Origin of the sequence: Streptococcus sp. SI1 (genome assembly GCF_030439945.1) — a bacterium.
In the GTDB taxonomy this organism is placed as follows: Bacteria; Bacillota; Bacilli; order Lactobacillales; family Streptococcaceae; genus Streptococcus; species Streptococcus intermedius.
This window is the reverse complement of record NZ_JAQFJE010000004.1, coordinates 116,696-143,430: the sequence shown is the minus strand read 5'-3', so window position 1 is coordinate 143,430 and position 26,735 is coordinate 116,696. Positions and strand designations below refer to the sequence as shown.

General features: G+C 37.9%; 25 protein-coding genes. 19 read left to right on the top strand and 6 right to left on the bottom strand.

The window, feature by feature from the left end:
- Positions 1-285 precede the first annotated feature (285 nt).
- The 8 genes from mnmA to rpsD all read left to right on the top strand — a co-directional run bounded on the left by mnmA (position 286) and on the right by rpsD (position 9,301).
- Positions 286-1,431 (top strand): tRNA 2-thiouridine(34) synthase MnmA, encoded by a 1,146-nt coding sequence (mnmA, locus tag PCY10_RS06625; protein ID WP_327083049.1) that lies wholly within the window; start codon positions 286-288, stop codon positions 1,429-1,431.
- Positions 1,432-1,563: 132 nt separating this feature from the next.
- Complete coding sequence (gene mnmG, locus PCY10_RS06620) at positions 1,564-3,480, top strand: tRNA uridine-5-carboxymethylaminomethyl(34) synthesis enzyme MnmG (RefSeq protein WP_021003357.1); 1,917 nt, start codon at positions 1,564-1,566, stop codon at positions 3,478-3,480.
- A 248-nt stretch (positions 3,481-3,728) separates the two neighbouring features.
- The gene (locus tag PCY10_RS06615) at positions 3,729-5,705 is read left to right on the top strand and encodes a DHH family phosphoesterase (RefSeq protein ID WP_021003356.1); all 1,977 of its coding nucleotides are present in this window, start codon (positions 3,729-3,731) and stop codon (positions 5,703-5,705) included.
- Positions 5,702-6,154, top strand: a complete 453-nt coding sequence (rplI, locus tag PCY10_RS06610; RefSeq protein WP_009569707.1) for a 50S ribosomal protein L9 — start codon at positions 5,702-5,704, stop codon at positions 6,152-6,154. Before PCY10_RS06615 ends, rplI begins: the two co-directional genes overlap by 4 nt.
- Positions 6,155-6,186: 32 nt before the next feature.
- Complete coding sequence (gene dnaB, locus PCY10_RS06605; protein ID WP_003075435.1) at positions 6,187-7,539, top strand: replicative DNA helicase; 1,353 nt, start codon at positions 6,187-6,189, stop codon at positions 7,537-7,539.
- A 3-nt stretch (positions 7,540-7,542) separates the two neighbouring features.
- Positions 7,543-7,815, top strand: coding sequence for a Veg family protein (locus PCY10_RS06600; protein WP_003071603.1), 273 nt, complete (start codon positions 7,543-7,545; stop codon positions 7,813-7,815).
- 38 nt (positions 7,816-7,853) lie between these two features.
- The gene (locus PCY10_RS06595; RefSeq protein ID WP_021003355.1) at positions 7,854-8,486 is read left to right on the top strand and encodes an HAD family phosphatase; all 633 of its coding nucleotides are present in this window, start codon (positions 7,854-7,856) and stop codon (positions 8,484-8,486) included.
- 203 nt (positions 8,487-8,689) lie between these two features.
- On the top strand, positions 8,690-9,301 hold the full coding sequence (gene rpsD, locus PCY10_RS06590; RefSeq protein ID WP_003071599.1) for a 30S ribosomal protein S4: 612 nt from the start codon (positions 8,690-8,692) through the stop codon (positions 9,299-9,301).
- 188 nt (positions 9,302-9,489) lie between these two features.
- On the opposite strand, the gene PCY10_RS06585 is transcribed toward rpsD, so the two are convergent.
- Positions 9,490-10,023: a TetR/AcrR family transcriptional regulator C-terminal domain-containing protein gene (locus PCY10_RS06585; protein ID WP_021003354.1), complete on the bottom strand. Its 534-nt coding sequence runs from the start codon at positions 10,021-10,023 to the stop codon at positions 9,490-9,492.
- Between the two features lie 174 nt (positions 10,024-10,197).
- Here PCY10_RS06585 and PCY10_RS06580 point away from each other — a divergent pair, with 174 nt between their 5' ends.
- Positions 10,198-12,870: a YhgE/Pip domain-containing protein gene (locus PCY10_RS06580; protein WP_021003353.1), complete on the top strand. Its 2,673-nt coding sequence runs from the start codon at positions 10,198-10,200 to the stop codon at positions 12,868-12,870.
- Positions 12,871-12,909: 39 nt separating this feature from the next.
- Here PCY10_RS06580 and PCY10_RS06575 read toward each other — a convergent pair whose 3' ends face one another.
- Positions 12,910-13,683, bottom strand: a complete 774-nt coding sequence (locus PCY10_RS06575) for a Cof-type HAD-IIB family hydrolase (protein WP_301558946.1) — start codon at positions 13,681-13,683, stop codon at positions 12,910-12,912.
- Positions 13,684-14,586, bottom strand: coding sequence for a helix-turn-helix domain-containing protein (locus PCY10_RS06570; protein WP_021003351.1), 903 nt, complete (start codon positions 14,584-14,586; stop codon positions 13,684-13,686).
- Between the two features lie 300 nt (positions 14,587-14,886).
- Here PCY10_RS06570 and PCY10_RS06565 point away from each other — a divergent pair, with 300 nt between their 5' ends.
- From PCY10_RS06565 to PCY10_RS06545, 5 genes are all read left to right on the top strand, one after another.
- Positions 14,887-15,222, top strand: coding sequence for a hypothetical protein (locus PCY10_RS06565; RefSeq protein ID WP_003077206.1), 336 nt, complete (start codon positions 14,887-14,889; stop codon positions 15,220-15,222).
- A gap of 241 nt (positions 15,223-15,463) precedes the next feature.
- Positions 15,464-15,982 carry a co-chaperone YbbN gene (locus tag PCY10_RS06560; RefSeq protein ID WP_021003350.1) on the top strand — a complete coding sequence of 173 codons (519 nt, stop codon included), beginning with the start codon at positions 15,464-15,466 and terminating at the stop codon, positions 15,980-15,982.
- 918 nt (positions 15,983-16,900) lie between these two features.
- Positions 16,901-17,635: a polyphosphate polymerase domain-containing protein gene (locus PCY10_RS06555; RefSeq protein WP_021003349.1), complete on the top strand. Its 735-nt coding sequence runs from the start codon at positions 16,901-16,903 to the stop codon at positions 17,633-17,635.
- On the top strand, positions 17,616-18,296 hold the full coding sequence (locus PCY10_RS06550) for a DUF4956 domain-containing protein (RefSeq protein ID WP_021003348.1): 681 nt from the start codon (positions 17,616-17,618) through the stop codon (positions 18,294-18,296). The genes PCY10_RS06555 and PCY10_RS06550 overlap by 20 nt, the downstream gene beginning before the upstream one ends.
- 13 nt (positions 18,297-18,309) lie before the next feature.
- Complete coding sequence (locus PCY10_RS06545; protein ID WP_021003347.1) at positions 18,310-19,764, top strand: carbohydrate-binding domain-containing protein; 1,455 nt, start codon at positions 18,310-18,312, stop codon at positions 19,762-19,764.
- Between the two features lie 227 nt (positions 19,765-19,991).
- On the opposite strand, the gene PCY10_RS06540 is transcribed toward PCY10_RS06545, so the two are convergent.
- From PCY10_RS06540 to PCY10_RS06530, 3 genes are read right to left on the bottom strand one after another with little or no spacing between them, the layout of a single operon-like run.
- Complete coding sequence (locus PCY10_RS06540; RefSeq protein ID WP_009569692.1) at positions 19,992-20,612, bottom strand: HAD family hydrolase; 621 nt, start codon at positions 20,610-20,612, stop codon at positions 19,992-19,994.
- A gap of 9 nt (positions 20,613-20,621) precedes the next feature.
- A complete protein-coding gene (locus PCY10_RS06535; RefSeq protein ID WP_021003346.1) occupies positions 20,622-21,623 on the bottom strand; it encodes a DUF4097 family beta strand repeat-containing protein in 1,002 nt (333 codons plus the stop codon).
- Positions 21,610-21,936, bottom strand: a complete 327-nt coding sequence (locus tag PCY10_RS06530) for a PadR family transcriptional regulator (RefSeq protein WP_003075404.1) — start codon at positions 21,934-21,936, stop codon at positions 21,610-21,612. The genes PCY10_RS06535 and PCY10_RS06530 overlap by 14 nt, the downstream gene beginning before the upstream one ends.
- A gap of 303 nt (positions 21,937-22,239) precedes the next feature.
- Here PCY10_RS06530 and PCY10_RS06525 point away from each other — a divergent pair, with 303 nt between their 5' ends.
- From PCY10_RS06525 to dltD, 5 genes are read left to right on the top strand one after another with little or no spacing between them, the layout of a single operon-like run.
- Positions 22,240-22,371 (top strand): teichoic acid D-Ala incorporation-associated protein DltX, encoded by a 132-nt coding sequence (locus tag PCY10_RS06525; RefSeq protein ID WP_003026731.1) that lies wholly within the window; start codon positions 22,240-22,242, stop codon positions 22,369-22,371.
- A 9-nt stretch (positions 22,372-22,380) separates the two neighbouring features.
- Positions 22,381-23,931: a D-alanine--poly(phosphoribitol) ligase subunit DltA gene (gene dltA / locus PCY10_RS06520; protein ID WP_021003345.1), complete on the top strand. Its 1,551-nt coding sequence runs from the start codon at positions 22,381-22,383 to the stop codon at positions 23,929-23,931.
- Positions 23,928-25,172: a D-alanyl-lipoteichoic acid biosynthesis protein DltB gene (gene dltB / locus PCY10_RS06515; RefSeq protein WP_021003344.1), complete on the top strand. Its 1,245-nt coding sequence runs from the start codon at positions 23,928-23,930 to the stop codon at positions 25,170-25,172. The genes dltA and dltB overlap by 4 nt, the downstream gene beginning before the upstream one ends.
- Before the next feature lie 14 nt (positions 25,173-25,186).
- Positions 25,187-25,426 carry a D-alanine--poly(phosphoribitol) ligase subunit DltC gene (gene dltC, locus PCY10_RS06510; protein ID WP_003075397.1) on the top strand — a complete coding sequence of 80 codons (240 nt, stop codon included), beginning with the start codon at positions 25,187-25,189 and terminating at the stop codon, positions 25,424-25,426.
- The gene (dltD, locus tag PCY10_RS06505) at positions 25,419-26,687 is read left to right on the top strand and encodes a D-alanyl-lipoteichoic acid biosynthesis protein DltD (protein ID WP_021003343.1); all 1,269 of its coding nucleotides are present in this window, start codon (positions 25,419-25,421) and stop codon (positions 26,685-26,687) included. Before dltC ends, dltD begins: the two co-directional genes overlap by 8 nt.
- Positions 26,688-26,735 lie beyond the last annotated feature (48 nt).

Below are 26,735 nucleotides of genomic sequence, written 5' to 3'. Positions count from 1 at the left end.
TCTAGGTGTAAGCTTTTAATGTAGTAGTTGATTGCAAAAAGGACCATCATTTTTAGCGACAAGCTAGAAACCTAGTATATCAAGTTTTGAAAAACTCTTTTGAAGGAATTTCCATCTTTCAATCACTATCTCAATAATTTGTCTATCACATTTTTAGTTTACAGCGGTGTAAAGGTAGAACTATTTGGCTGTTGAAATTTGTTCTTAAACTTATTTCATGTTATAATAAATCTTGCTCAAGCGACCTTCAATCGTTGAAAGCACAGCACGACCTTCAATCGTGAAATAACGAAAAGATGGGAGAATACAATGCGTGATAACTCTAAAATTCGTGTCGTTGTTGGTATGAGCGGAGGTGTTGATTCATCAGTGACTGCTTTGCTCTTGAAAGAGCAAGGTTATGATGTGATTGGCATCTTCATGAAAAACTGGGACGATACAGATGAATTTGGTGTTTGCACAGCCACAGAAGACTACAAGGATGTAGCAGCTGTTGCAGATCAAATTGGCATTCCTTACTACTCTGTCAACTTTGAAAAGGAGTACTGGGATCGCGTTTTTGAATATTTCTTGGCAGAATACCGAGCTGGTAGGACTCCAAACCCAGATGTCATGTGTAACAAGGAAATCAAGTTTAAAGCCTTCCTTGACTATGCCTTGACACTGGGAGCAGATTATGTTGCAACTGGTCATTATGCTCAGGTAAAGAGAGATGAAGATGGCCTAGTCCACATGCTGAGAGGTAAGGACAATAACAAGGATCAGACTTACTTCCTAAGTCAACTGTCTCAGGAACAACTTCAGAAGACCATGTTTCCTCTGGGGCATCTAGAAAAGCCAGAAGTTCGAGCAATTGCTGAAAAAGCAGGTTTAGCCACTGCTAAGAAAAAAGACTCAACTGGTATTTGCTTCATTGGCGAAAAGAATTTTAAAGAATTTCTGAGCCAATACTTACCTGCCCAACCTGGTCGCATGATGACCTTTGAAGGTCGAGATATGGGCCAGCATGCAGGCTTAATGTATTATACTATTGGCCAGCGAGGTGGTCTTGGAATTGGCGGTCAGAATGGTGGTGATAATGAACCTTGGTTCGTTGTTGGAAAAGATCTCAGTCAAAATATTCTTTATGTTGGTCAAGGTTTTTATCATGACAACTTAATGTCAACCAGCCTTGACGCTAGTCAGGTTCATTTCACAAAAGAAATGCCAGAAGAATTTACTATGGAATGTACTGCTAAGTTTCGCTATCGTCAGCCAGATTCTAAGGTGACAGTTACTGTAAAGGGTGACAAGGCAACTGTCAATTTTGCAGAATTGCAACGTGCTATTACACCTGGACAAGCTGTTGTATTTTATGATGGAGAAGAGTGTCTTGGTGGAGGCCTAATTGACAACGCTTATAAAAATGGAAAGCTTCAACAGTATATTTAAATTGACATCTTGAAACAATCTGCTAAAATAGATATAGCAATAACTATGATGGTCAAAGCTCATGGATGTTGTAGGACTTTTGTCCTGCACTTCTAGAGGTTTGACTTTTTTGGTGAAGAATAAGGAAAAAAGATGACACACAATTTTACTGAAAGTTATGATATTGTCGTGATTGGTGCTGGGCATGCAGGAGTTGAAGCTTCTCTGGCTGCCAGCCGGATGGGCTGTAAAGTTTTACTTGCGACAATCAATATTGAAATGTTAGCCTTTATGCCTTGTAACCCTTCTATTGGAGGTTCTGCTAAGGGAATTGTTGTACGGGAAGTGGATGCTCTAGGCGGAGAGATGGCTAAGAATATAGATAAAACTTATATTCAGATGAAGATGCTTAATACTGGGAAAGGGCCTGCTGTTCGTGCTCTTCGTGCTCAAGCAGATAAAGAACTCTATTCCAGAGAAATGCGTAAGACGGTTCAACACCAAGAAAATCTGACTTTGCGTCAAACCGTTATAGATGAGATTCTAGTCGAGAATGGGAAAGTCATTGGTGTGAAAACAGCTACGCATCAAGAGTTTGCTGCAAAGGCAGTTGTTGTAACAACTGGTACAGCCCTGCGTGGAGAAATTATTATTGGGGATTTGAAGTATTCTTCTGGCCCGAATCATAGCTTAGCCGCAATTAGCCTAGCAGATAACTTACGTGACTTAGGATTTGAAATTGGACGTTTTAAAACAGGTACACCTCCGCGTATTAAAGCCTCTTCTATCAATTATGAGGAAACGGATATTCAGCCTGGAGATGAAAAAGCGAATCATTTTTCTTATATTTCTCGTGATGAGGACTACCTTAAAGATCAGATTCCTTGTTGGTTAACTTATACTAATGAGATGAGCCACGAAATTATTCAAAACAATCTTTATCGTGCACCAATGTTTTCAGGTATGGTGAAGGGGGTTGGTCCACGGTACTGCCCGTCAATTGAAGACAAAATTGTTCGTTTTGCGGACAAAGAACGCCACCAACTTTTCTTGGAACCGGAAGGACGAGATACAGAAGAAGTTTATATTCAGGGGCTTTCAACGAGCTTGCCAGAGGATGTTCAAAAAGACTTAGTGCATTCTATTAAGGGACTTGAAAATGCTGAATTAATGCGAACTGGCTATGCGATTGAATATGATATGATTATGCCACATCAGCTTCGTGCTACTCTAGAAACTAAGAAAATCTCAGGTTTATTTACAGCTGGGCAAACAAATGGGACATCTGGTTATGAGGAAGCAGCGGGGCAAGGCATTGTTGCAGGGATCAATGCAGCTCTAAAAGTTCAAGAAAAACCGGAACTGATTTTGAAACGCAGTGATGGTTATATTGGGGTCATGATTGATGACTTGGTCACTAAGGGAACAGTAGAGCCGTATCGTCTTTTGACTAGTCGAGCCGAATATCGTCTCATTTTACGTCATGACAATGCGGATATGCGATTGACTGAAATTGGACGTAAAGTAGGATTGGTTGATGATGAGCGCTGGCTGCGTTTTGAAATTAAGAAACATCAATATGAAACTGAAATGAAGCGTTTGAATTCTATTAAATTAAAGCCAATTAAAGAAACGAATGAAATGGTTGAAAAATTAGGCTTTAAACCATTGACAGACGCAGTTACAGCGAAAGAATTTTTGCGTCGTCCAGAAGTTTCGTATGAAGATGTTATCAATTTTATTGGTCCAGCAGCTGAAGTTTTAGATGAAAAGATTATTGAATTGATTGAAACTGAAGTTAAATATGAAGGCTATATTTCTAAAGCATTGGATCAGGTTGAAAAAATGAAGCGCATGGAAGAAAAACGCATTCCAGCAACTATAGATTGGGATGATATTGATTCTATTGCTACAGAAGCTCGTCAAAAGTTTAAGAAAATAAATCCAGAAACTATTGGTCAGGCTAGTCGGATTTCTGGTGTCAATCCTGCAGATATTTCAATTCTGATGGTCTATTTGGAAGGAAAATCACGAAGTATTTCGAAAAACCAGGAAAAAACAAAAAAATAATGATGAAGATACTTGTTCATACTGTTGAGCAAGTATTTTTTATAAATTGAAGTTGACAGCATTGTAAAGCAATAGGTTATTTAAGCTGATATAAAGGGGATATAACTTATTTTTATTGTCAAGTTTACTTAGGGGAGTAGAAAGATTTTGTATTTTAGATGCTTAACGATATAATTGGTGTGGTTTTATTTAGGGAAAGCTCGCTTTTTTAGAGCTTTTGTGGTAAAATGGCGGTTAAGAGGTTTATGATGAAAAAATTTCGTTTTACTCCAATACATTTTATAATCATGGGCATTGTTTCTTTTGGAATTTTAGCCATTTTGTTACGAGTTCTTGGTAGTAGCATCTTGATGTTATTGGCTCTTTTTTTGGTGCTAGCTGTTTTGAGTTTTCTATTGATTTTCCAACAAAAGAGTTATGAAATTAACGAAGTGGAACAAATCCAGTATGTAAACGATCAAGCAGAAAATAGTTTGGCATCATTACTTGAAAGGATGCCAGTTGGTGTTGTGAAAGTTGATCCAGCATCTGGAAATGTGGAATGGTTTAATCCTTATGCAGAGCTAATTCTAACGAATGAAGACGGTGAATTTGATGTGGATTTGCTGCAAAAAATAACTAAAACACCTTTGGAAGGTGGAGGCTCGTATGCAACGATTGGAGATACTAAATATTCAGTGTATTTAGATCATGCTTCAAGTGTATTTTATTTTTTTGATGCATCTAGTGAATATGAAGCAACTACAGAACTCGTGACGACAAGACCAGTTATCGGCATTGTTTCAGTTGATAATTATGATGATCTGGAGGATGTTGTCTCAGATTCAGATATTAGTCATATTAATAGTTTCATCGCAAAGTTTGTTGCTGAATTTGCCGAAAAATACGCTATGTTTTCTCGTCGTGTGGGGATGGATCGTTTTTATATTTTTACAGATTACACAGTTTTGGATCAGTTAATGCAAGATAAGTTCACAGTGATTGATCAGTTTAGGGAAGAGGCGAAAAAGCGGGAAATTCCTCTTACTTTGAGTATGGGATTTTCATATGGAGATAGCAATCATGAACAGATTGGTAAAGTAGCTCTGTTAAACTTGAACCTGGCTGAAGTTCGTGGTGGTGATCAAGCTGTTGTAAAAGAGAATGATGAATTAAAAAATCCTGTTTACTTTGGTGGTGGCTCAGCTGCATCTGTAAAGCGGACACGTACTCGCACACGAGCTATGATGACAGCTATTTCAGATAAGATTAAAAGTGTGGACCAAGTTTTTGTAGTTGGACACAAAAATCTAGACATGGATGCGCTTGGTTCTGCTGTGGGAATGCAAGTGTTTTCTAGCAATATTATTGAACAAACCTATGCAGTCTATGATCCCCATCAAATGGCGGCAGACATTGAACGAGCAGTCCATAGGTTGCAGGATGAAGGCGAGACCAATCTTCTTTCAGTCGCTGATGCAATGACAATGGTAACCAATCGTTCTTTGCTAATCATGGTGGATCATTCAAAAACAGCATTAACTTTATCAAAAGACTTTTATGATTTATTTAATCAAATGATTGTCATTGATCACCATAGAAGAGACCAGGATTTTCCAGAAAATGCCATTATTAGCTACATTGAAAGTGGAGCAAGCAGTGCTTGTGAATTGGTAACAGAATTGATTCAATTCCAAAATTCTAAGTCAAAACGCTTGAGCAAAATGCAGTCTAGTGTATTGATGGCTGGGATTATGCTGGATACGAAAAGATTCTCTTCTCGTGTAACTAGTCGTACGTTTGATGTGGCGAGTTATCTACGCACACGCGGAAGTGACAGTGTGGCTATTCAAGATATTTCAGCAACAGATTTTGATGAATATCGTGAAGTGAATGAGCTGATTTTAAACGGTAAGAAAATTTTACCAAATGTTCTCGTTGCTACTGGGACAGAAGAAAAATGTCATGATACAGTTGTTATTAGTAAAGCTGCAGATGCTATGCTAGCAATGTCAGGGATTGAAGCTAGTTTTGTTGTCGGCAAAAACAAACAAAATAATATATCGATATCTGCTCGCAGTCGTAGTAAAATCAATGTACAGCGGATTATGGAAGAATTGGGTGGAGGCGGTCATTTTAATTTGGCAGCAGCGCAAATCTCTGACCAGACAATTGCACAAGTCGTACAACACTTAAATGAAATTATTGTGCATGAAGTACTAAAAGATAAGGAGTTAAAGGAATGAGAGTAATTTTTTTAGCAGATGTTAAAGGTAAAGGGAAAAAAGGCGAAATTAAAGAGATGCCAACGGGTTATGCACAGAACTTTTTGCTTAAAAAAAATCTTGCAAAGGAGGCGACTGCAGCAGCTATTGGTGAACTTCGTGGTAAACAAAAATCAGAAGAAAAAGCGCATGCAGAAATGTTAGCTGAAGCACAAGCCATTAAAGAAAAGCTGGAAGCAGAAAGTACAATTGTTGAATTTACTGAAAAAGTAGGGCCAGATGGACGTACTTTTGGTTCTATTACCAGTAAAAAAATTGCTGAAGAATTACAAAAGCAATTTGGAATTAAGATTGATAAACGATTGATTCAAGTCAAGAATCCTATTCGTTCTGTTGGCTTGATTGATGTGCCAGTGAAAATTTATCAAGATGTGACTAGCGTTATCAATTTACGTGTAAAAGAAGGCTAATGAAAAAATGATTTTTTAAGAGAGGAGGTCTTATGGCAGATATTGATGAATTACGAGCGCAGCCACAAGATATTTTGGCAGAACAATCTGTTTTAGGTGCGATTTTTATTGATGAGAGTAAGCTAGTTTTTGTTCGTGAATATATCGAGCCAAGCGACTTCTTTAAATATGCTAATCGCTTAATTTTTAAAGCGATGATTGATTTGGCAGATCGAGGTGATGCCATTGATGCAACGACTGTTCGTAATATTTTAGACAGTCAGGGTGATTTGCAAAACATTGGTGGTTTGTCTTACTTGGTTGAAGTGGTAAATTCAGTGCCGACTTCTGCCAATGCTGAGTATTATGCTAAAATTGTAGCAGAAAAGGCTGTCTTGCGGCGGTTAATTTCACGTTTGACAGACTCTATCAACCTAGCTTATGATGGTGCTAGTCCTGCAGATGAAATCATTGCTGGCGCGGAAAAAGCGTTAATTGATGTTAGTGAAAATGCTAGTCGAAGTGGTTTTAAAAATATTAAAGAGATTTTGAATCTAAATTTTGGCAGCTTGGAAATGCGATCTCAGCAGACGTCTGATATTACAGGGATTGCAACAGGTTACCAAGATTTGGATCACATGACTACGGGCTTACATGAAGAAGAGTTAATCATTGTGGCAGCTCGGCCTGCAGTTGGTAAGACTGCTTTTGCCCTTAATATTGCACAAAATATTGGAACTAAGCTAGATAAGACAGTTGCTATTTTTTCTTTGGAAATGGGGGCTGAGAGCTTGGTGGATCGAATGTTGGCAGCAGAGGGCTTGATTGAGTCGCATTCAATCCGAACAGGACAATTAACGGATGAGGAATGGGGAAAGTATGCGATTGCGCAAGGGAATCTAGCAGAAGCTAGTATTTACATTGACGATACTCCAGGAATTCGAATCACAGAGATTCGTTCACGTGCTCGAAAATTAGCACAAGAAACGGGAAATCTTGGTTTGATTTTAATTGACTACTTGCAGTTGATTACAGGAACTGGTCGGGAAAATCGCCAGCAAGAGGTTTCGGAAATTTCTCGTCAATTAAAGATTTTAGCAAAAGAGCTGAAAGTGCCGGTTATTGCATTGAGCCAATTATCACGAAGCGTGGAGCAACGCCAAGACAAACGGCCTGTTTTATCAGATATTCGTGAGTCTGGTTCAATTGAGCAGGATGCAGATATTGTTGCATTTTTATATCGAGATGATTACTATGAACGTGGTGGTGAAGAAGCTGAAGGACTTCCAAATAACAAGGTTGAAGTAATTATTGAAAAGAATCGTAGCGGCGCACGTGGTACGGTAGAATTGATTTTCCAAAAAGAGTACAATAAGTTTTCAAGTATTTCTAAGAGAGAGGAATAGATAATGAGTGATGCATTTACAGATGTTGCAAAAATGAGAAAAATTAAAGAAGAAATCAAGGCTCATGAAGGAAAAATGGTGGAAATGACTCTTGAAAACGGTCGTAAACGTCAAAAAAATAAGCAAGGTCGTTTAATTGAAGTCTATCCTTCTTTGTTTATTGTTGAATATACCAACAATAGTAGTAATCCAGGTGAGATTGAAAATACTTACGTCGAATCCTATACTTATTCGGATATTTTAACAGAGAAAAACTTGATTCGGTATTTAGATTAAGATAAATTTATTTTAATGTAATGTGGCTGGAGTAAGAAATGATTAAAAATCTAATTTTTGATTTTGGCAATGTTTTAATTGAATGGAACCCTGCTAAGATTTTAGCTGCTTTCGTAGAGGATGAAGAAGATCGTAAGCATGTCAAAACGGCTGTTTTTGACTCGGGAATTTGGGCTCAGACGGATATTGGAGAATTAAGCTTGAAACAAGCCATTCGGAAAGCTCAAAAATTGCTAGACGGTTCGTATGCTCCTACTGTTGAAGCTGTTTTTACTCGTTGGTATGAGGTAATAGATAGCTATTATCAGCTACAAGAGAAAATTTTTGAATGGGTTCAGATGGGGTATAGTATTTATATTTTATCTACTACCAGTGAGATCTTTTATACGGTTGAAAATGCCGGCTTATTACCAATGACAAAAGTATTGACGGGGAAAATCCTTTCTTACGAAGTAGGATGTGCAAAACCAGATAAAAGTATCTATCAAAAATTACTGACCCAGTATACATTGCAAGCTAGTCAATGTGTGTTTATAGATGATCTACAGGTTAATCTAGACACTGCTAAAAGTCTGGGGTTTGAAACTATTTTAGCAACATCTGAACAGCAAAATATAATTGCGATAGAGGAATTATTGAAAAAGAAAGGTTCTTTCCATAGAAAGAAATAATCTGACAAAATCCGTCTTTACAGATAGGATTTTTTTTGATATAATGGCTTTTGTGTGAAATAGCAGCAGGAGAGCATGAAGCTCGTCAACAGAACATAGCTATAAAAGTAGCCTTGGCTGTTTAGGCGAAAATGTTCTGCACGAATCAGGGCTTTCTAAGTGACTATTTCCTCAAATTATTATTTTTATAGGAGGACATTTATATGTCACGTTATACAGGACCATCTTGGAAACAAGCTCGTCGTTTGGGTCTTTCTCTTACTGGTACAGGTAAAGAATTGGCTCGCCGTAACTATGTACCTGGTCAACATGGACCAAACAACCGTAGCAAATTGTCAGAATACGGTTTGCAATTGGCTGAGAAACAAAAACTTCGTTTCACTTATGGTGTAGGTGAAAAACAATTCCGTAACTTGTTCGTACAAGCTACTAAAATTAAAGAAGGAATCCTTGGTTTCAACTTCATGCTTCTTTTGGAACGTCGCTTGGATAACGTTGTTTACCGTCTTGGTCTTGCAACTACTCGTCGTCAAGCTCGTCAATTCGTAAACCACGGTCATATCCTTGTTGATGGAAAACGCGTTGATATCCCATCATACCGCGTAACTCCAGGTCAAGTGATTTCAGTTCGTGAAAAATCATTAAAAGTACCTGCAATTCTTGAAGCAGTAGAAGCTACTCTTGGACGTCCAGCATTCGTATCATTCGACGCTGAAAAATTGGAAGGTTCATTGACTCGCTTGCCAGAACGCGACGAAATCAATCCAGAAATCAATGAAGCGCTTGTCGTTGAATACTACAACAAACAACTTTAAGCTAAGACTTATCCGAAGTTGGGAATCTTCCCAACTTCTTTTTTATGACTCATTGAAAAGATCAAAAAAGAGAAAACGAATTTTGTTTTCTCTTTTCTAGTTTTAAAAGTGATGAGCATTTTTGTCTTAAAGTTTTTCACATTTTAACACTGAATGACTTTATTCGAGTAGCAAAATAGAATTATTTTCTAATCCAACATTTTTAAAAGAAAATCTGCCATTTGTTCAGGGCTTTCTTTTTTCCCTCTAGCAATCCACATTTGGCAAACTCCAAAAAAGGCGTTTGTCAGGTAAACATGGCTGTATTCTTTCTCCACTTGACTTAGTAGTTTACTACTAAAACGCTCTTGTAGGTCTTCAGCCAGCATGATTTGGAATTTATGGCGTAAAAATGTTTGAATTTCTTTTGTTCCGTTTTCTGTTAACAAAACAGAAAGGAGGGATTCGCGTGTGAGAAAATCAAAAACTTCTAGAATCGCGCTACGCTTGTCTTGAGCATACTTCTCAAAAATGTATTCTAACTTATGGAAAAGTTTCTGTTGATAATGCTCAATCATATCATATTTATCTTTGTAGTGTGTATAAAAACTGCTGCGACTGATACCAGCCGTTTTTGTCAACTTGACAGTGCTAATCTGATCGAATGATTCGTGTTTAAGCAGATCGACCATCGCATTTTCAATAATCATTTTTGTTTTTTGGCGCTTGTTACTTTCTGCCATATTAGTTTTCCTCTTTTGAACAAATTTATACAATGTGTCTAAAATTGATTTTTTTCTCTTGTGAAAAAATGTAGAAACTGTATAATCTATTATATCAAATATTTAGACAATGTGTATAAAAATATTTCAAAAATTAAAATTTTTATATAGAGTGTCTAAGATAGAGGAGAAAAAATGTTCAGAGAATGGAAAGAAATTTTCAAAAAACCAATCTTTATTGTTGTCATGATTGGTGTTTCCTTGATTCCTGCTCTTTATAATGTTATCTTTTTGAGTTCAATGTGGAATCCTTATGGAAAAGTATCGGAATTATCAGTAGCGGTGGTGAATAAAGATCAACATGCAAGATTTAACAGTAACACATTGTCTGTTGGGGATGATATGGTGAAAAGCCTTAAAAAGAATGATGCGTTAGATTTTCATTTTGTATCTGAAGCAAAGGCAAAGAAAGGTTTGGAGAAGGGTGATTATTATATGATTATCACGCTTCCAAGTGATTTATCCCAAAAGGCAGCTAGTATTCTGGATAATAAGCCACAAAAGATGCAGATTGATTATCAAACATCTAGCGGACGTAGCTTTATTGCCAGCAAGATGAGTGATTCGGCTATGACTCGGCTTCAACAAACTATCGCTAACAATGTGACCAATACGTATACGACTTCTCTCTTTAAGAATATGAATAATTTAAGGAAAGGCATGGGAGCAGCAGCTTCTGGCAGCAGTCGTCTCACTTCTGGTAGTCAACAATTAAAAGACGGTAGTCAAACATTGACAGATAATTTGCAAACCTTGTCTAACTCTAGCATGACATTTGCAGATGGTGCTAATACGTTAACGACAGGCTTGGGAAGTTATATACTTGGTGTGCGTCAGCTTTCAGATGGGATTGGCACGCTATCTACAAAACTTTCTTCCTATACGTCAGGCGTCGGTCAATTAGCTTCTGGTTCAACTACATTATCAAAAGGATTGACAGACTATACAAATGCTGTTGGTCAGTTGGCGGACGGTTCAGAACAATTGTCAGATGGCTTTAGCGACTATACTAATGGTGTGGCAAATCTTGCAGGTGGTGCCAATCAATTAAATGATCAATCACAAAACTTATTGGCAGGAGTCAATCAATTAACTGCCTCTAATGAAGAAATTCAAAAATTATCAAGCGGTGCGCATCAATTAGCTACGGGTCTGAACACTTTGATGGCGACTGTTAAACAATCTGGTATGACAGCTGAACAAGTTCAAAAACTACAAGCTTTGCAAACAGCTTTAACAACCGTTCAAAAGACTCTTTCAAATGGAGTTGATCTGTCAATGGCGAAAACGGCCATGATGACAGCTTTGAATGATATGGAGACAGCTGCGAATACACTTGCTAATAGTGCGACGACAGATAAGGCTACGATTACAAATAACGTAGCTGCTACAGCAGCTTATCAAAAATTAAGTGCTAGTGAACAAGCAGAAATCAATGCCGCTATTTCACAAGCTCCAAGTCAAACTGCTACGACTGCGACAAATATGTTGACAACGATTCAAGCGCTTAAGACACAAGTAACAAACTTGCCAAATCAATCCTTCAATCAACAAGGCATCGCTGTCATCGAGCAAGCCAAAGGTGCACTTTCAAGTCTCCAAACGAATGCACAAGAATCTCAAGAAAGCATTCTTGCGGCATTACAACAATCGACTACGGGTGCTAGTCAAGTGGCAGCAGGAGTTGACCAATTGCAAACGAGCTTGGCAACAGGCGCTAGTCGATTTGCGAAAGGTGTGACAGACTATACTAATGGAGTCGCTCAGATCGCGGTAGGAGCTAACACCTTATCTAGTCATAACGAGCAACTAACATCTAGCATGGCAAAAATTAGTTCAGGTTCTAAGGTTTTAGCTAGTAAAAACAGTCAATTGACATCTGGAATGGCAAAGGTTGCTTCTGGAGCCAATCAATTAGCTGGTAATAATGGTCAAATTGATGCGGGTTTGGCAAAATTGGCAGACGGAGCCAATCAATTAGTTAGCAATTCTGCGGCACTAGTGTCAGGAGTAGGTAAGTTGTCTGATGGTGCTAGTAAAATAGCAGATGGTTCTACGAAGCTGGCGGATGGTAGTTCAATGATAACGTCTAATTTGGGAAGGCTTGTGTCGGGTGTGGACACCTTGACAGCAGGTTTGATAGATGCCAAAAATCAATTATCTATGGTGAAAACCAATAACGCCAATGCTAAAGCTCTCGCAAATCCATTGACAACGAAGAAAATAGATAAAGACCATGTTGGTAAAAATGGTATCGGTATGGCTCCATACATGATTTCTGTGGCACTTTTTGTAGCAGCGATTTCAACCAATATCATTTTTAACACGTTGCCTTCTGGTAAGAAACCTGAGACACGTATGGAATGGCTGAAAGCACGTATTCAGGTCAATGGCGTTATTTCTCTCTTGGCAGGTTTATTGGTGTATGGTGCAGTGCACATGATTGGCTTGACTGCCAATCATGAATGGGCGACGCTTGGGATCATTCTTTTAACGAGCATGTGCTTCATGGCAGTGGTGACGGCTCTGGTAACGTGGGACACTAAGCTTGGTGCTTTCACTTCCTTGATTTTATTATTGTTGCAACTAGCCTCTAGTGCAGGGACTTACCCACTTCCGTTGACGGACAAGATTTTCCAAAATATCAATCCTTGGTTGCCAATGAGTTACTCTGTTTCGGCTTTGCGTCAAACAATTTCGATAACAGGGCAAGTCGGTGGGCAAGTTGCCTTCATGACAGTTGTTCTGCTGCTCTTTGTCGGTCTTGGTTTCTTAGTCTACAATCCGAATAAAAAAGAATTAGTTTAATCTAAAAGCTCTTGTATCTTGAATACAGGAGCTTCTTTTTTAAATTAAACCAAAGTGAGCAAGGGCGTATGGAATGCCATTTTCATCATTAGAGCGCGTGATGAAAGTGGCTGCTTCTTTGACGGTTGCTTGGCTATTGCCCATTGCAATTGAATAATCCACTCTTTCAAACATTGATAGGTCATTGAGCCCGTCTCCGAATGCGTAAGTTGGTGCTTCGTCTGCTAATAAGGTCAGTAGGTGCTGAATCCCAGAGCCTTTATTACAACCGTGCGGCGTGATGTCTATTGAGTAAGGGCTGTTACGGAAAAAGTGCAGTTCAGGGACTTCAGTTTGATACTGGGTGTCTTTTTCTGGCTCTTCACTAAAAATGAGCAACATCTGACAAGGCTGGTTTTGGTAAATGGTCGGTCCAACTCGGGGCAGGTCTTGATGGAAATAACGGAAATTCTGCTGAACAGTTGAACTGAGTGCTGTCACACGCATTTCTCCTTGTGAATAAAAACCGATGCCGTGCTTATTTTCTTTTGCCAATTGCAGGAGTTTGAGAATGCTGGTTTGTGCAATCCGTCCTTCAAACAGGAATTGCTTCTCATGAAGAATTTCCATTCCGTTTAGCAAAATGGCAGAATGAATCCCAGCGTCTTCCAGAACCGTTCCCATTTCTCCGCGGCCACGTCCGGTACAGACAATGGGAAGAAAGCCATTGGCTCGTAGTTGAGCAATGGCTCTTTTATTTTCTATCGGAACTTGTCCCTGACTATTTACTAAAGTACCATCAATATCAAAAAATACAAATCCGTTGTAAGTCATTTACTTCTCCGTTTCTATTGAAGGTGCTGAAGTTCCACGTGAAACATGAGAGAAATGGGAAGTACGATGCTGTTTGACTTCTTCTTTCAAGTTTTCGAGCAAGGTCGTTTCTTCTGTCAGCTCAAGCAACTGGAGCCCCTTCTGGATAAGGACGTCGTCTCCTTGGCAAATACCCAGGCGAACCTGAGCAAAGCCGAGTTTGTCGTATCGTTTTGTTTGCTTGGCGAGCGGTAAGATCATCTCGGTGATACGCTGGCAATCGTCAAGGCGGTTATTGAGAAAATAAACGGTGGAAAGATTGAATAAAATAGAGGCTTGAGTTCCTTTGATGTTTTTATAATCATTATATTTTTCAAGATTGGTGAGAATTTTTTCGGTAATCTCCTGAATGGTTTCAATTGGAAAGAAGAAGAGAATAACACCTAACAGACGAAAGTCACTTTCGTACCAGACATCTCGCTTTTCTAAGACGGTCCAAATTTGCTCTGCCAATTGTTTTGCTTTATCGCTAAAGTTATGCTCTCGTACTTCCATAATAATATTGATTGTGGAGAGAATATTTTGGATTGGCAAATCATGTTTGACTTTTTTAAGATGTTCTTCGCATAGATGAGCAATTTTTTTAAGTTCTGTATTATTAACAATAGATAAGTGGTTTGACATTTGATTGATAATCACTTGTCTTGTCCGCGGTTTATAATAATCACAAATATATTCAAATTCCCCAAAACTCATGTCAATCTGGTGGAGCAGAAATTCCATGGTTTCATAGCTGGGAACGGATTGGTTGCTTTCAAACTTGGAAAGATTGGAGCGAGAAATCCAATCTCCGCAAATCTCTTGCTGGGTGATTCCCTTTGCTTTTCGAATCGTCTTGTAAACTGTGCCAATATCCCAACGCATAGGCGACTCCTTGTGTTAAATATGAAATGTGAAAATACTGGGCATTTTGTGAATGCCTTTTCATCATATTATATCATATAGATGAAAGGAGAAAAAGTGATGAAGAAAAAATATCTTTTTTATTTGTTCTTTGCAATAATGGTAGCTGTATCTTTAGCTCCATGGCTTCCGACCTAGTTAATGTAAGGATATTTATATTTGTGAAAAGAATAGAGGTGAAACCAATGTACTATAAGTGTTGATGTAATTAGTATTGTTTTTTAAAAAATATTTGTCTTTATAAAGAAAAAAGTATATACTATGAAAAAATTATATAAAATTTTCCTTACGATTGCAGCAGCTTTTATGATTGGTGCAACAGTTATACCGTCCTCAACTTCTGTTATTTATGCGAATAGTATGAAATATGAAGAAGTAGTTCCTTTCCGGGATCGAGGTGTATGTGGAGATATGAACAAGAATAGCTATGCTTACAAAAGATATTGTTTGAAAGATGGGAGTGCTTCGGCTACTCTTACACCAGCGCAAAGAGATTGTTTATGGGCTTTAGGGCTTGGTGTATTTAGCTTTTCAACCACATGGTATTCTCTGCTTATGGCGTATGGACCAGTAGTATATCAATGCTTAAAGGCATAGCGAAATAGACTTATTATTTCTGTGTTAAAAAAGGAGTGAAAATAATGAAGAAAAAATATTCTTTTGACAAATACTTTTATAAGAAATATCATTTCTATTTTTATACAATTGTATTGATACTGTACTTTTTATATTTCTCACATGATGATGTGATAGGTGATATTCTATTTTTGGGAGCATATATAATTCTGCTTTTAACGACAATAATAAAAAAAATCCCAAAAGATTAAGGAGAATTTTTATGAAATGTATTCGCATGAGTCTATACTTCATTATTATTTGCACAACTCTCTTTTTCCTCTCTGCATGCACCTCTTCATCACAAGCTTCTGAAAGCTCTACAGTTTCAAGTGTTTCTCAGATTTCAACAAGTGAAAATGAGGTAGAACACGATTTAAAATTGACAAAATTATACAAAGAAATTGTAAAGAGCTTTCAAGAGACGAATGCAGAAAATGTTTTAAACGATAAATTAACAAAGGGAAATTTGCTCTATTTTGGTCGTGAGACGTGCCCGTTTTGTAGAGAATTTCTTCCGGTCTTGAAAGAAACATCAGACTTGTATCATACGCCTTTTAAAATTTATTACTTAAATACAGAAGATTCTCATAAGAATTCTCAAATAAAGAAAGCTATGGAAAAATATAATGTGACTGGTGTACCTACGCTGATTTATTTAAAAAAAGACAATGGTTTTGAAGTCTTGAATGAAGAGCGGACGACTTTACCAGAATGGTTTAATATAATAATGAAATATTGAACTTTTTCAAAAAACACTCCTCTTTTCCAGAAAATTTCCTATAATTTCCCATTCATGTTATACTAAATGAGATGATTTTTCATTCGTCCGAGGGTCGGACGCCTTACCAACAGTTGGCGGATTATGTGGTGATTTTGCACCAAGTCAAAGACGATAGCTTTTATGCGATCTTCCTTTCCGTACTCAATAACAGCCGCAAACACTATGCGGATATCCTTGCCCGTCGCAAGGGCAAAGAGCCTAAAGCATAAGCAGGAAAAGTAGCAGAAATCAACTAACATTTCTCCTTCATCTTACTTGAAGTTTTTCTGTCAGAGCGGTAGGTTAAAGACGAAGAAGAGGAAGAGCAGAGGATTAGAAAGTGTGATGGGATGATAAGATTTCATTTTAATAACGAATTTTGGTTTCGGTGGCGGTTTTATCTGTTGAGCATGATGATATTCTTTTCCTCGGTCGATCCTTATGCGAAATGGGACGTATTCAATGTGATTTATTTTACTGTACTGGGAATATTTTTGTTCTTACAGATCTTTGTGCCAGAGTGTTCTCATAAACGATCTTATCCCGTAGGCAGCTATCATTTTAACTGGGAATTTTATAATGATATTTCCTTGTATATGATGTTTTATTTTTTACGTACTTTCTCTTCTGGTCCAATAAGCGGTGATACCGTGTGGTACTGGATTTTGCTGATAGCAGATATTCTCGTTATTTGTACTTTTCTTATCAAAAGAGAAAAAGCAGAGAAGAGTGAAGAATAAGATGTGATAACTTCTATTTTCTATTTCATTCTACAGACATCTATTAAACACCTCCAGAAAATGGGAGTGTTTTGTTTTCTTTAAGTTTTCTTTAGCTTTCTTTTAAGGATTTGCCCGTAAACTACGTAGATAAAGAACGACAAAGGAGAGCAATCTCATGGCTAAAAAAACATTTAAAGATAAATTTCAACGGATAGAAACCAAGTATGTCATCTCAAAGGAAACGTTGGCAGATTTGCTAAAGGAGTTTGAAGCGTATATGGCAGAAGACGAGCATGCCTATTCAACGATTGGCAACCTCTACTATGATACGCCGACCTATCAGATGATTCGGGAGTCTTTGGAGAAGCCTTATTTCAAGGAAAAATTGCGCGTGCGCACTTATGACGCTAGCCCTCAGGCTGATAGTCAAGCCTTTTTGGAAATCAAGAAAAAAGTGCGTAAGGTTGTGTATAAACGTCGGCTTTCGACTGATTTACTGGCGGCAGAGCAGTATCTCGCAGGGGAATGCCAGCTTGAGGATTCACAGATTAAGAAAGAAATCGAATGGCTCTGTAAGCGGTATGGAGGTGTGCAGCCCATGATGTATATTTACTACAACCGCTACTCTTTAAAAGGTTTAGAAGATTCAAATGTACGGATTACCATCGATTATGATGTCGCTTATCGAACGAAAGAATTAAGTTTGTTAGCAGGAAAAGATGGCAAGAACCTGCTACCTGACAACCATGTTATCATGGAAATTAAAGTACCTGGGGCGTATCCACTCTGGCTGGCAGAGATTCTGGACTGCTACCACGTTTTTCCAAAATCTTTCTCAAAATATGGAGTCGCCTATAAGAAAACAACAGACTATAAAGGAGTAATCAGACATGTTCGATCAGTTATTTAATGACGTTTTTACAGGAACAACAATCAATCCAGCCAGTATGTTTGGTGCGATTGGTATCGCCCTTGTGCTGGGACTGATATTAGCTAAGGTTTATCAGTACAAAACCATTTACAGCAAGTCCTTTATGATGACTTTGGTTATGCTGCCGACTTTGATTGCTATTGTCATTTTTTTAGTCAATGGTAGTCTGGGAGCAGGGGTTGCGGTAATGGGAGCTTTCAGCTTGATTCGCTTTCGTTCAGCACCAGGTGGTGCTAAGGAATTGCTCGCAATTTTCCTTGCTATGACGATTGGGATTGCTGTCGGCATGGGCTATCTTATTTTTGCTAGCGTCTTTACAATCATTATGTCGGTGGTTATGTTGTTGCTGGAAACGGTGAATTTTGGGCAGATGAAGCATTCTATGCGCCAAGTGACTGTTGTCATTCCAGAAAGTTTGGATTATGAAACTGTCTTTGATGACATCTTTCAAAAAGCAACCAATTATATCGAATTAGCAAATGTCAAAACGTCTGATATGGGAAGTTTGTTTAAAATTAAGTATATTGTCCAATTAAATGGTACAATGACAGAGAAAGAGTTAATGGATGCTTTGCGCACGCGAAATGGGAATTTAGAGATTGCCATTAGCCGCTATGTCACAAAAGAAAATGAACTATAAAAGGAGGATAGCCATGAGAAGATCAACCTCAAAACGAAAACAGTTCAAACGTTTGATTCCGCTTGTTCTATTGACAGTTGCTTTAGGAGCATGTGGTGCGAAAAACGGTAGTTCAACCAGTACCAATTCCTCTAGCACCAGTAAGGTAACGACCGTTAAACTGTCCAATTATTTTACCAAGCGTGACCAAGATGCTTCTTATGATGAATCAAAAGCAACTAAGATTAGTCTGAGCGGGTCATCTGCTAAGGCTTCTGGTTCTGGTGCAGAAGTGTCGGGATCTACGGTGACAATTACTAAAGCTGGGACATATATCTTGTCGGGTTCAAGTGAAAACGTTCAAATCATTGTGAAAGCTAAGAAAAAAGATAAGGTTCAGCTAGTTCTGAATGGTGTCAGGATGACTGGAACAGATGCTGCAATTGTCGTAGAAAATGCAGATAAGACTTTTATCACCCTTGCAAAAGGTAGTAAGAATACGATTTCGGATTCTGCCCATCACAAGAATACAAAGTATGATGCTGCAATTTACAGTAAAGATGATCTCACTTTCAATGGTTCTGGCAGTTTGACGGTAGAAGGCAATTATGGGAATGCTATTGAGTCTAATGATGATTTGCGTATTTCAGGCGGAACTTATACGATTAAAGGTTATAAAAACGCCCTTTCAGCTAATGACGCAATCAATATCAAAGACGCAACAATGAATTTGACTGCTACTTATGATGCAATTCATGCAGACAATGATAAAAATACGTCTCTGGGGAATTTCTATATCCATTCTGGCAAGATAACCATTCACGCTGGAGATGATGGTATTCATGCTTCTAACATTGCTCTTGTTGACGGTGGTACGATTAAGGTAGAAAAGAGTGAGGAAGCACTTGAAGGCAAGACTGTGACCATTAATGGTGGGAATTTGGATTTGACAGCTAATAATGATGGTATCAATGCTGCAGACGGCAATAGTAGTAAAAAGACTCCGGGACAAGCTACTGCTGGTGTCAGCCTGACAATCACTGGTGGTAAGATAAAGATTAATGCACAAGGTGACGGTTTGGATTCTAATGGGGATTTGACCATTTCAGGTGGGGAAGTTTATGTGGACGGTCCCACAAATGGTGGCAATGGTGCTCTTGACTATGATGGCAATGGCACCATTACTGGTGGCACCGTTGTAATGGTCGGTAGCAATGGCATGGCAATGGGCTTTGGCTCAAACTCTAAACAGGCCTCTATCCTTACGAATGTATCTGGGAATGCTGGTGCTAAGGTGACGATTTCTGATTCGTCAGGAAAAGAAATCCTCAGTTACACCGCTGCTAAGAATTTCCAATCTGTTCTGGCGAGCTCAGCTGCTATTAAAGACGGTAAAAGCTACACCATTACAGTCAATGGACAATCCACGACTGCAACAGCTAGCCTAACTACTCAAAATGCAAATGGGATGGGCGGAGGTCGGAAATAGCATGAAAAGAGGCTGGGGAGCCCCAACCTCTTTCGTTTGACCTTCACAATAAAACTAATCATACAATTTAAGAATAACACTAAGGAACTGCTTAAACAATTCCCCTTCCTTGGGCTTCAATATAGCACAATAGCAAAAAACAATTCTATTTTTGAAGGAAAATATATGCTATAATAAAATTAATGACATTAAAAAACTAGAGTTTCTTGCTCTAGCTTTTTATGTTACTAATTCTTCAAAATATCTCCTATTTCTGCCAAATTATCAACAGTCCAATCTGGAGTTTCTGCTGGGTTAGTTATGTGAGTCAAGCGACTAAAACCCTGCCGGATCCAAATAGTTCGCATACCAAGTTGTTTAGCTGGAAGAATATCATTGTCTAAACGGTCGCCAATCATCACAGCATGTTCAGCCAAGCAGTTTGCTTGTTGGAGAGCCAGCTTAAAAATGGCTAGATTAGGTTTTGCCAGACCAACATCGGCAGAAGAAATAATGAGATCTATGTAAGAATCAATACCAAAGTTTCTCAATCTTGCCAGTAGATTCGGTAATTGATTAGCAAGGATACCAATCTTGTAGTGTGAGTGAAGAGTTTTCAGCACATTCTTACAATCAGGATAAAGCACCTCTAAATCCGAATTCCAAGCTGGAAGTTTCAGACCATAATATTTCAGAGCTTCTACATCGCCTTTTTTATTTTCCATAAAATAGTGGATCATAGTTTGATAAAATGCTGCATAAGAAATATTAGTATCAGCAAGAGCCTGTTTAATCCGATCTTGATAGGCTTTCTCTTCATTTACCAAAGTTGAGCCAACATCAAAGAATAACCAATCAATCTGTTTCATGCTAAACCTCTAATAAAGATTGATGTCTCCGCTGACAGCTTGGATAGCAAGAGAATCTGTAGAAGTTGATACTTTATGACGGATTGTGTTGCCAACAATTTGGTGGCTTGGCTGGAGCTGCTCAGAAATAGAAATATCTCCATGTACCGTTTCAATATCATAGCTAAAATCATGGTGCAACAAATGAAGCGTAACATCTCCGCTTGTTGTTTGAATAGAGGTTTTGCCAGCAATTTTTAAAGAATGCGTGTCGAGATCACCTGATACAAGAGTAATTTTACAATCTGTTAATTTGGCATGTGCCAGATGGATATCGCCACTAGTAAGGGTCACATCGGTCTGTTGTAATTGACAATGCCGCATGGATAGATCACCACTTGCAAGTTCAATCGTTCCTTCTTGCGTTTGCAGTTGAGAGATATTGACGTCTCCCGAAGAAGATTGGCATGAGAAAGATTGGAGAAGAGTTCCACTTGGGATTTGAATGCAAACTGGATGCCGATCCAGACCATTTTTCATAACATGAATAATCCAGTTCAAACCACTAGAGTTTGCTGCTCCTTTTTCTGTAATATACCATTTTTTGTCACGAACAATCGAGCTTAACTGGTTGCTGCTCTTTCCGTTGTAGTATTTGATATGAAAGAAAGCATCAGGTGAAGGCTCAATTTGAATATCTTTAGTACTCACATCAATATGCAATTCAGAGACGGTTGAGTAATCTTCAAAGATATAAGTGTCGCTAGCATATTGTGAAGGATGAATATTCGGAGATGGTTGTTTTGCTAGACTATCAGAATTTATCTCTTCTGTCAAATGTGCTGAAAGCGAGCGAATAATCTCTTCTGCTGCGTCTCTAGGATCTCCTAACTCTTTAATAACTAGTGCTTCATTTTCAGATCCAGCGTCTTCAAAGTATTCCGTAAAATAATCCATCGCTTCTTTATAGTCTGCCTCAGGTAATATTTTTAAGGATTTCTCTAATGCGGCTAAATAATCAGTTCTTGTCATGACGAACGCTCCCTTCTATAATGCCGTTGACTGTTGCTGTATACACTTTCCACTCCTCCTTAAGGGTACTTAATTGCTCTCGTCCATTTGGAGTAAGAGAGTAATACTTTCGTTTTCGACCTTGATATTCTTGAGAATAAGTTGTTAAGTAACGATTCTTTTCTAACTTTTTTAAAATAGGATATAAGGTTGATTCCTTGATATTGGCAATCAATTTAATCGTTTGGCTAATCTCATAGCCATAGGAATCTTCACTTTCCAAAATCGCTAGAATGAGAAATTCAATCAGGGTAGAAGATGTTGGAAAATACATGAGTCACCTCCTATGTATAATATTTTTATATATAATTTTTCTATACATAGTATAGTGCTTTTCACTTTCAAAGTCAAGAAAATATATAAAATTTTTATATATTTTTAAAATGTAAGTCTAAAACCATTTTCTTTTCTAGTTTTTTGAGATAGCACATCTGTGATTTCCCTAGGTTTGTTGTAAATAAACCTTAATTCTAGCTTAATTCATTAATTAAAGAATGTTTTGTATTGAAAAATTGCGCTAGAAAATGGTAAAATATACTAAGTCTATCTTAGAAGTAAGACAAAAGTGATGAATATAATGAAAAAACATAAAATAATTTTTAAATTTTTTGGGCAGACGCTACTTTATTTTGTGATATTTTTAGCCTTGCTTTATTTCTTTAATTATCTTGGCCAAGGTCAAGGTGGTTTTATCTACAATGAATTTTAGGAGCAGATTGTGACCAATTCAGTAATTAATGATATGATTGAAACGATTGAGTATTTTGCTCAGTCTCAACCAGATTTTCCAGTTTACAATGTCCTCGGAGAAGTTCATACTTATCATGATTTGAAAGTGGACTCAGATTCCCTTGCTGCAAAGATTGATAGCCTTGCGCTTCCTGAGAAATCACCAGTAGTAGTTTTTGGTGGGCAAGAATACGACATGTTGGCGACTTTTGTAGCCTTAACGAAGTCAGGTCATGCCTATATCCCGATTGATAGTCATTCCGCCCTTGAACGTGTGACAGCAATTGTGGAAGTGGCACAACCTAGTCTCATCATTGCGATCAATGAATTTCCACTGAAAGATAAATCGATACCAATTCTTGATTTAGCAACAGTTCAAGCAGCTTTTGCAGAAAAAAGGTCTTACCAGCTTACACATTCTGTTAAAGGGGATGATAATTACTATATCATCTTCACTTCAGGAACGACTGGAAAGCCAAAGGGTGTGCAAATCTCGCACGATAATTTGCTCAGTTTCACTAACTGGATGATTACAGATAAGGAATTTGCGACTCCAGAGCAGCCACAAATGCTGGCACAGCCACCGTATTCTTTTGATTTATCGGTTATGTATTGGGCGCCAACCTTAGCACTTGGAGGCACACTTTTTGCGGTTCCGTCTGCCATTACGCAAGATTTCAAGCAGTTATTTGAAACTATCTTGAATTTGCCGATTGCCATTTGGACATCAACACCGTCTTTTGCAGATATGGCGATGTTATCGGAAGATTTCAACGCTGAAAAAATGCCAAGCATTACGCATTTCTACTTTGACGGGGAAGAATTGACGGTTAAAACAGCACAAAAATTGCGTGACCGTTTCCCAAATGCGCGTATTATCAATGCTTACGGTCCGACAGAAGCAACGGTGGCTTTATCTGCCGTTGCCATAACAGATGATATGCTAGCAAACATGAAACGCTTGCCGATTGGTTATACCAAACTAGATTCACCAACCTTTGTTATTGACGAAGATGGAAACAAGTTACCAAACGGTGAGCAAGGTGAAATTATCGTTTCTGGACCCGCTGTGTCAAAAGGCTATATGAACAATCCAGAAAAAACAGCTGAAGCATTCTTTGAATTTGAAGGGCTACCAGCCTATCATACAGGAGATGTTGGCACCATGACTGACGAAGGTTTACTTCTTTACGGTGGTCGCATGGACTTCCAAATTAAGTTTAATGGTTTCCGCATTGAGCTGGAAGATGTCTCACAAAATCTGAACAAATCCAAATATGTCGATTCGGCTGTGGCTGTACCGCGATATAACAAAGATCATAAAGTACAAAATCTTTTAGCCTATGTTATCTTGAAAGACGGAGTGAAAGAACAATTTGAGCGTGAGATCGACATCACAAAAGCTATCAAGGATGACTTACAAGATATTATGATGTCTTATATGATGCCTTCAAAATTCCTTTATCGTGAATCTTTACCACTAACACCGAATGGGAAGATTGATATTAAAGGTTTGATTAGTGAGGTTAACAATCGATGATGGATTTCATAAGACAGATTCCTCATTTGGAACCGTACGGGGATCCACAATATTTTGTTTATATCATTTTAGCTGTTTTGCCTATATTTGTTGGTTTGTTCTTCAAAAAGAGATTTCCCGTTTATGAGGCCTTAGTTAGTTTAGCTTTCATTATATTTATGTTAATTGGACCTAAATTAACACAAATCTATGCTCTACTGTTTTATGTTCTTTGGCAAATGCTTTGGGTTTGGACTTATAAAATTTATCGAAAAACGGGAGATAGCAAATGGATTTTCTATTTGCACATTGCTTTGTCTATCCTACCGCTTTTCTTTGTAAAGGTAACGCCAGCTATTTATGGTCATCAATCACTCTTGGGCTTTTTAGGAATTTCCTACTTAACTTTCCGTTCAGTAGGAATGATTATTGAGCTTCGAGATGGAGTGCTAAAAGAATTTAATTTATGGGAATTTCTACGTTTCATGCTCTTTATGCCAACTTTTTCAAGTGGACCAATTGATCGCTTTAAGCGATTTAACAAAGACTATGAGACTATTCCAGAACGTGATGAATTGTTGGATATGCTAGAAACATCCGTTCAATATATCATGTTGGGTTTCCTATATAAGTTTATTTTAGCGCATATCTTTGGTTCCATGATTTTACCACCTTTGAAGCAGTATGCTCTTCAAATGGGGGGGATCTTCAACCTTCCAACTCTAGGAGTGATGTATGTATTTGGTCTAGATTTGTTTTTTGATTTTGCAGGCTATTCCATGTTTGCACTTGCAGTTTCTAACTTAATGGGAATCAAAAGTCCGATTAACTTTAACAAACCATTTGTTTCGCGTGATTTGAAAGAATTTTGGAATCGTTGGCATATGAGTTTATCATTCTGGTTCCGTGATTTTGTTTTCATGCGTTTGGTTACAGTGCTCATACGAAATAAAGTTTTTAAAAATCGCAACACGACTTCAAGTGTTGCTTACATCATCAATATGCTGGTCATGGGTTTTTGGCATGGTGTTACTTGGTATTATATTGCTTATGGACTTTTCCATGGTCTAGGTCTCGTTGTGAATGATGCTTGGCTACGGAAGAAGAAGACAGTCAATAAAGAACGGAAAAAGAAGAATTTACCGCTATTGCCGGATAATAAATGGACGCAAGCAGTGGGAATCTTTATCACTTTTAACGTTGTAATGTTTTCATTCTTAATCTTCTCAGGATTTTTGAATGATTTATGGTTTAAAAAATAAAAAGGAGTTCTCTAATGGACGTAAAAGCAGAAGTATTAGAAATTATTGAAGATTTGTTTATGGAAGACGTATCTGACATGATGGATGAAGATTTGTTTGATGCAGGAGTTCTAGATAGCATGGGTACAGTTGAATTGATTGTTGAATTGGAAAATCATTTTGATATTCATGTTCCAGTCTCAGAATTTGGTCGTGACGATTGGAATACCGCTAATAAAATTGTCGAAGGTGTGATGGAGCTTCGCAATGCTTAAACGATTGTGGCTCATTTTAGGTCCAGTTTTTTGTGCCTTTTTGATGGTCGTGGCTTTACTGTTTTTCTATCCAACGAAGCAGCAACATGATTATCAATCTGAAAAGCGCTCAGCAGTTACTCTAACGGCAGGGAGTTTTAAGGGAAGAGCACAAAAGGTACGTGCTCTGACAGATAAAAAACATCGTTTTGTTCCTTATTTCGGTTCTAGTGAATGGTTGCGATTTGATAGTATGCACCCGGCTGTTTTGTCTGAAAAATACAAGCGGAATTATCGTCCATATTTTTTGGGACAACGTGGAGCGGCATCTCTCACACAATATTTTGGGATGCAACAAATGCTTCCCCAAATAGAAAACAAAACAGCTGTTTATGTGATTTCTCCTCAATGGTTTACAAAAAAAGGCTACAGCCCTGCAGCTTTTCAACAATATTTTAATAGTGATCAATTAACTAGTTTCTTGCACCAACAAGAAGGAGACATTGCTGCTCAATATGCGGCGAAGCGTCTCTTGCAACTATATCCGACAGTTGCTATGAAGGATAATGTAAAAAAAGTAGCTAATAATCAGAAACCTTCAAATTTCGATAAACAGTACATTCGCCTTATAAGCCGCTTGAATAAGCGCGAAGACGCTCTTTTTAGCTCCCTTTTTGCCGAACATAATGAGAATTATGAAAAATTAGTACAGCCTCAGGTCAAGCGACTACCAGATAAATTTTCTTATCAAGATTTGGAAAAATTTGCAACAAAAGATGCTCAGAGAAATACCACTAATAATAACTTAGGGATTGCTAATAAGTTTTATAGACATCGCTTGCGGAAACACATAAAAAAATTGAAAGGAACGCAAGCAAAGTTTTCGTATATCAAATCTCCTGAGTATAATGATTTACAACTTGTCTTGAATCAGTTTGCAAAGTCAAAAACGAATCCAATCTTTGTCATCCCCCCTGTCAATGCTAAGTGGATGGCTTACACAGGTTTGAGTCAGGAAAAATACCAACAAGCTGTGAAAAAAATTCGTTATCAATTAGAAAGCCAAGGTTTTACCAATATTGCAGACTTTTCAAATGATGGTGGAAAACCTTATTTTATGCAGGATACGATTCATATGGGATGGCTTGGATGGCTAGCCTTTGATAAGGCTGTGAATCCTTTTATTTCAAATCCAAAACCCGCTCCTACTTATCAAATTGATAATCGATTCTTTAGCCAAGAATGGGCGAATTATGATGGTGATGTCAAAGATTTTAAATAATGATTGTATCAAAGCTGAGAGTCTCTCAGCTTTTTAGAATAGGGGAAG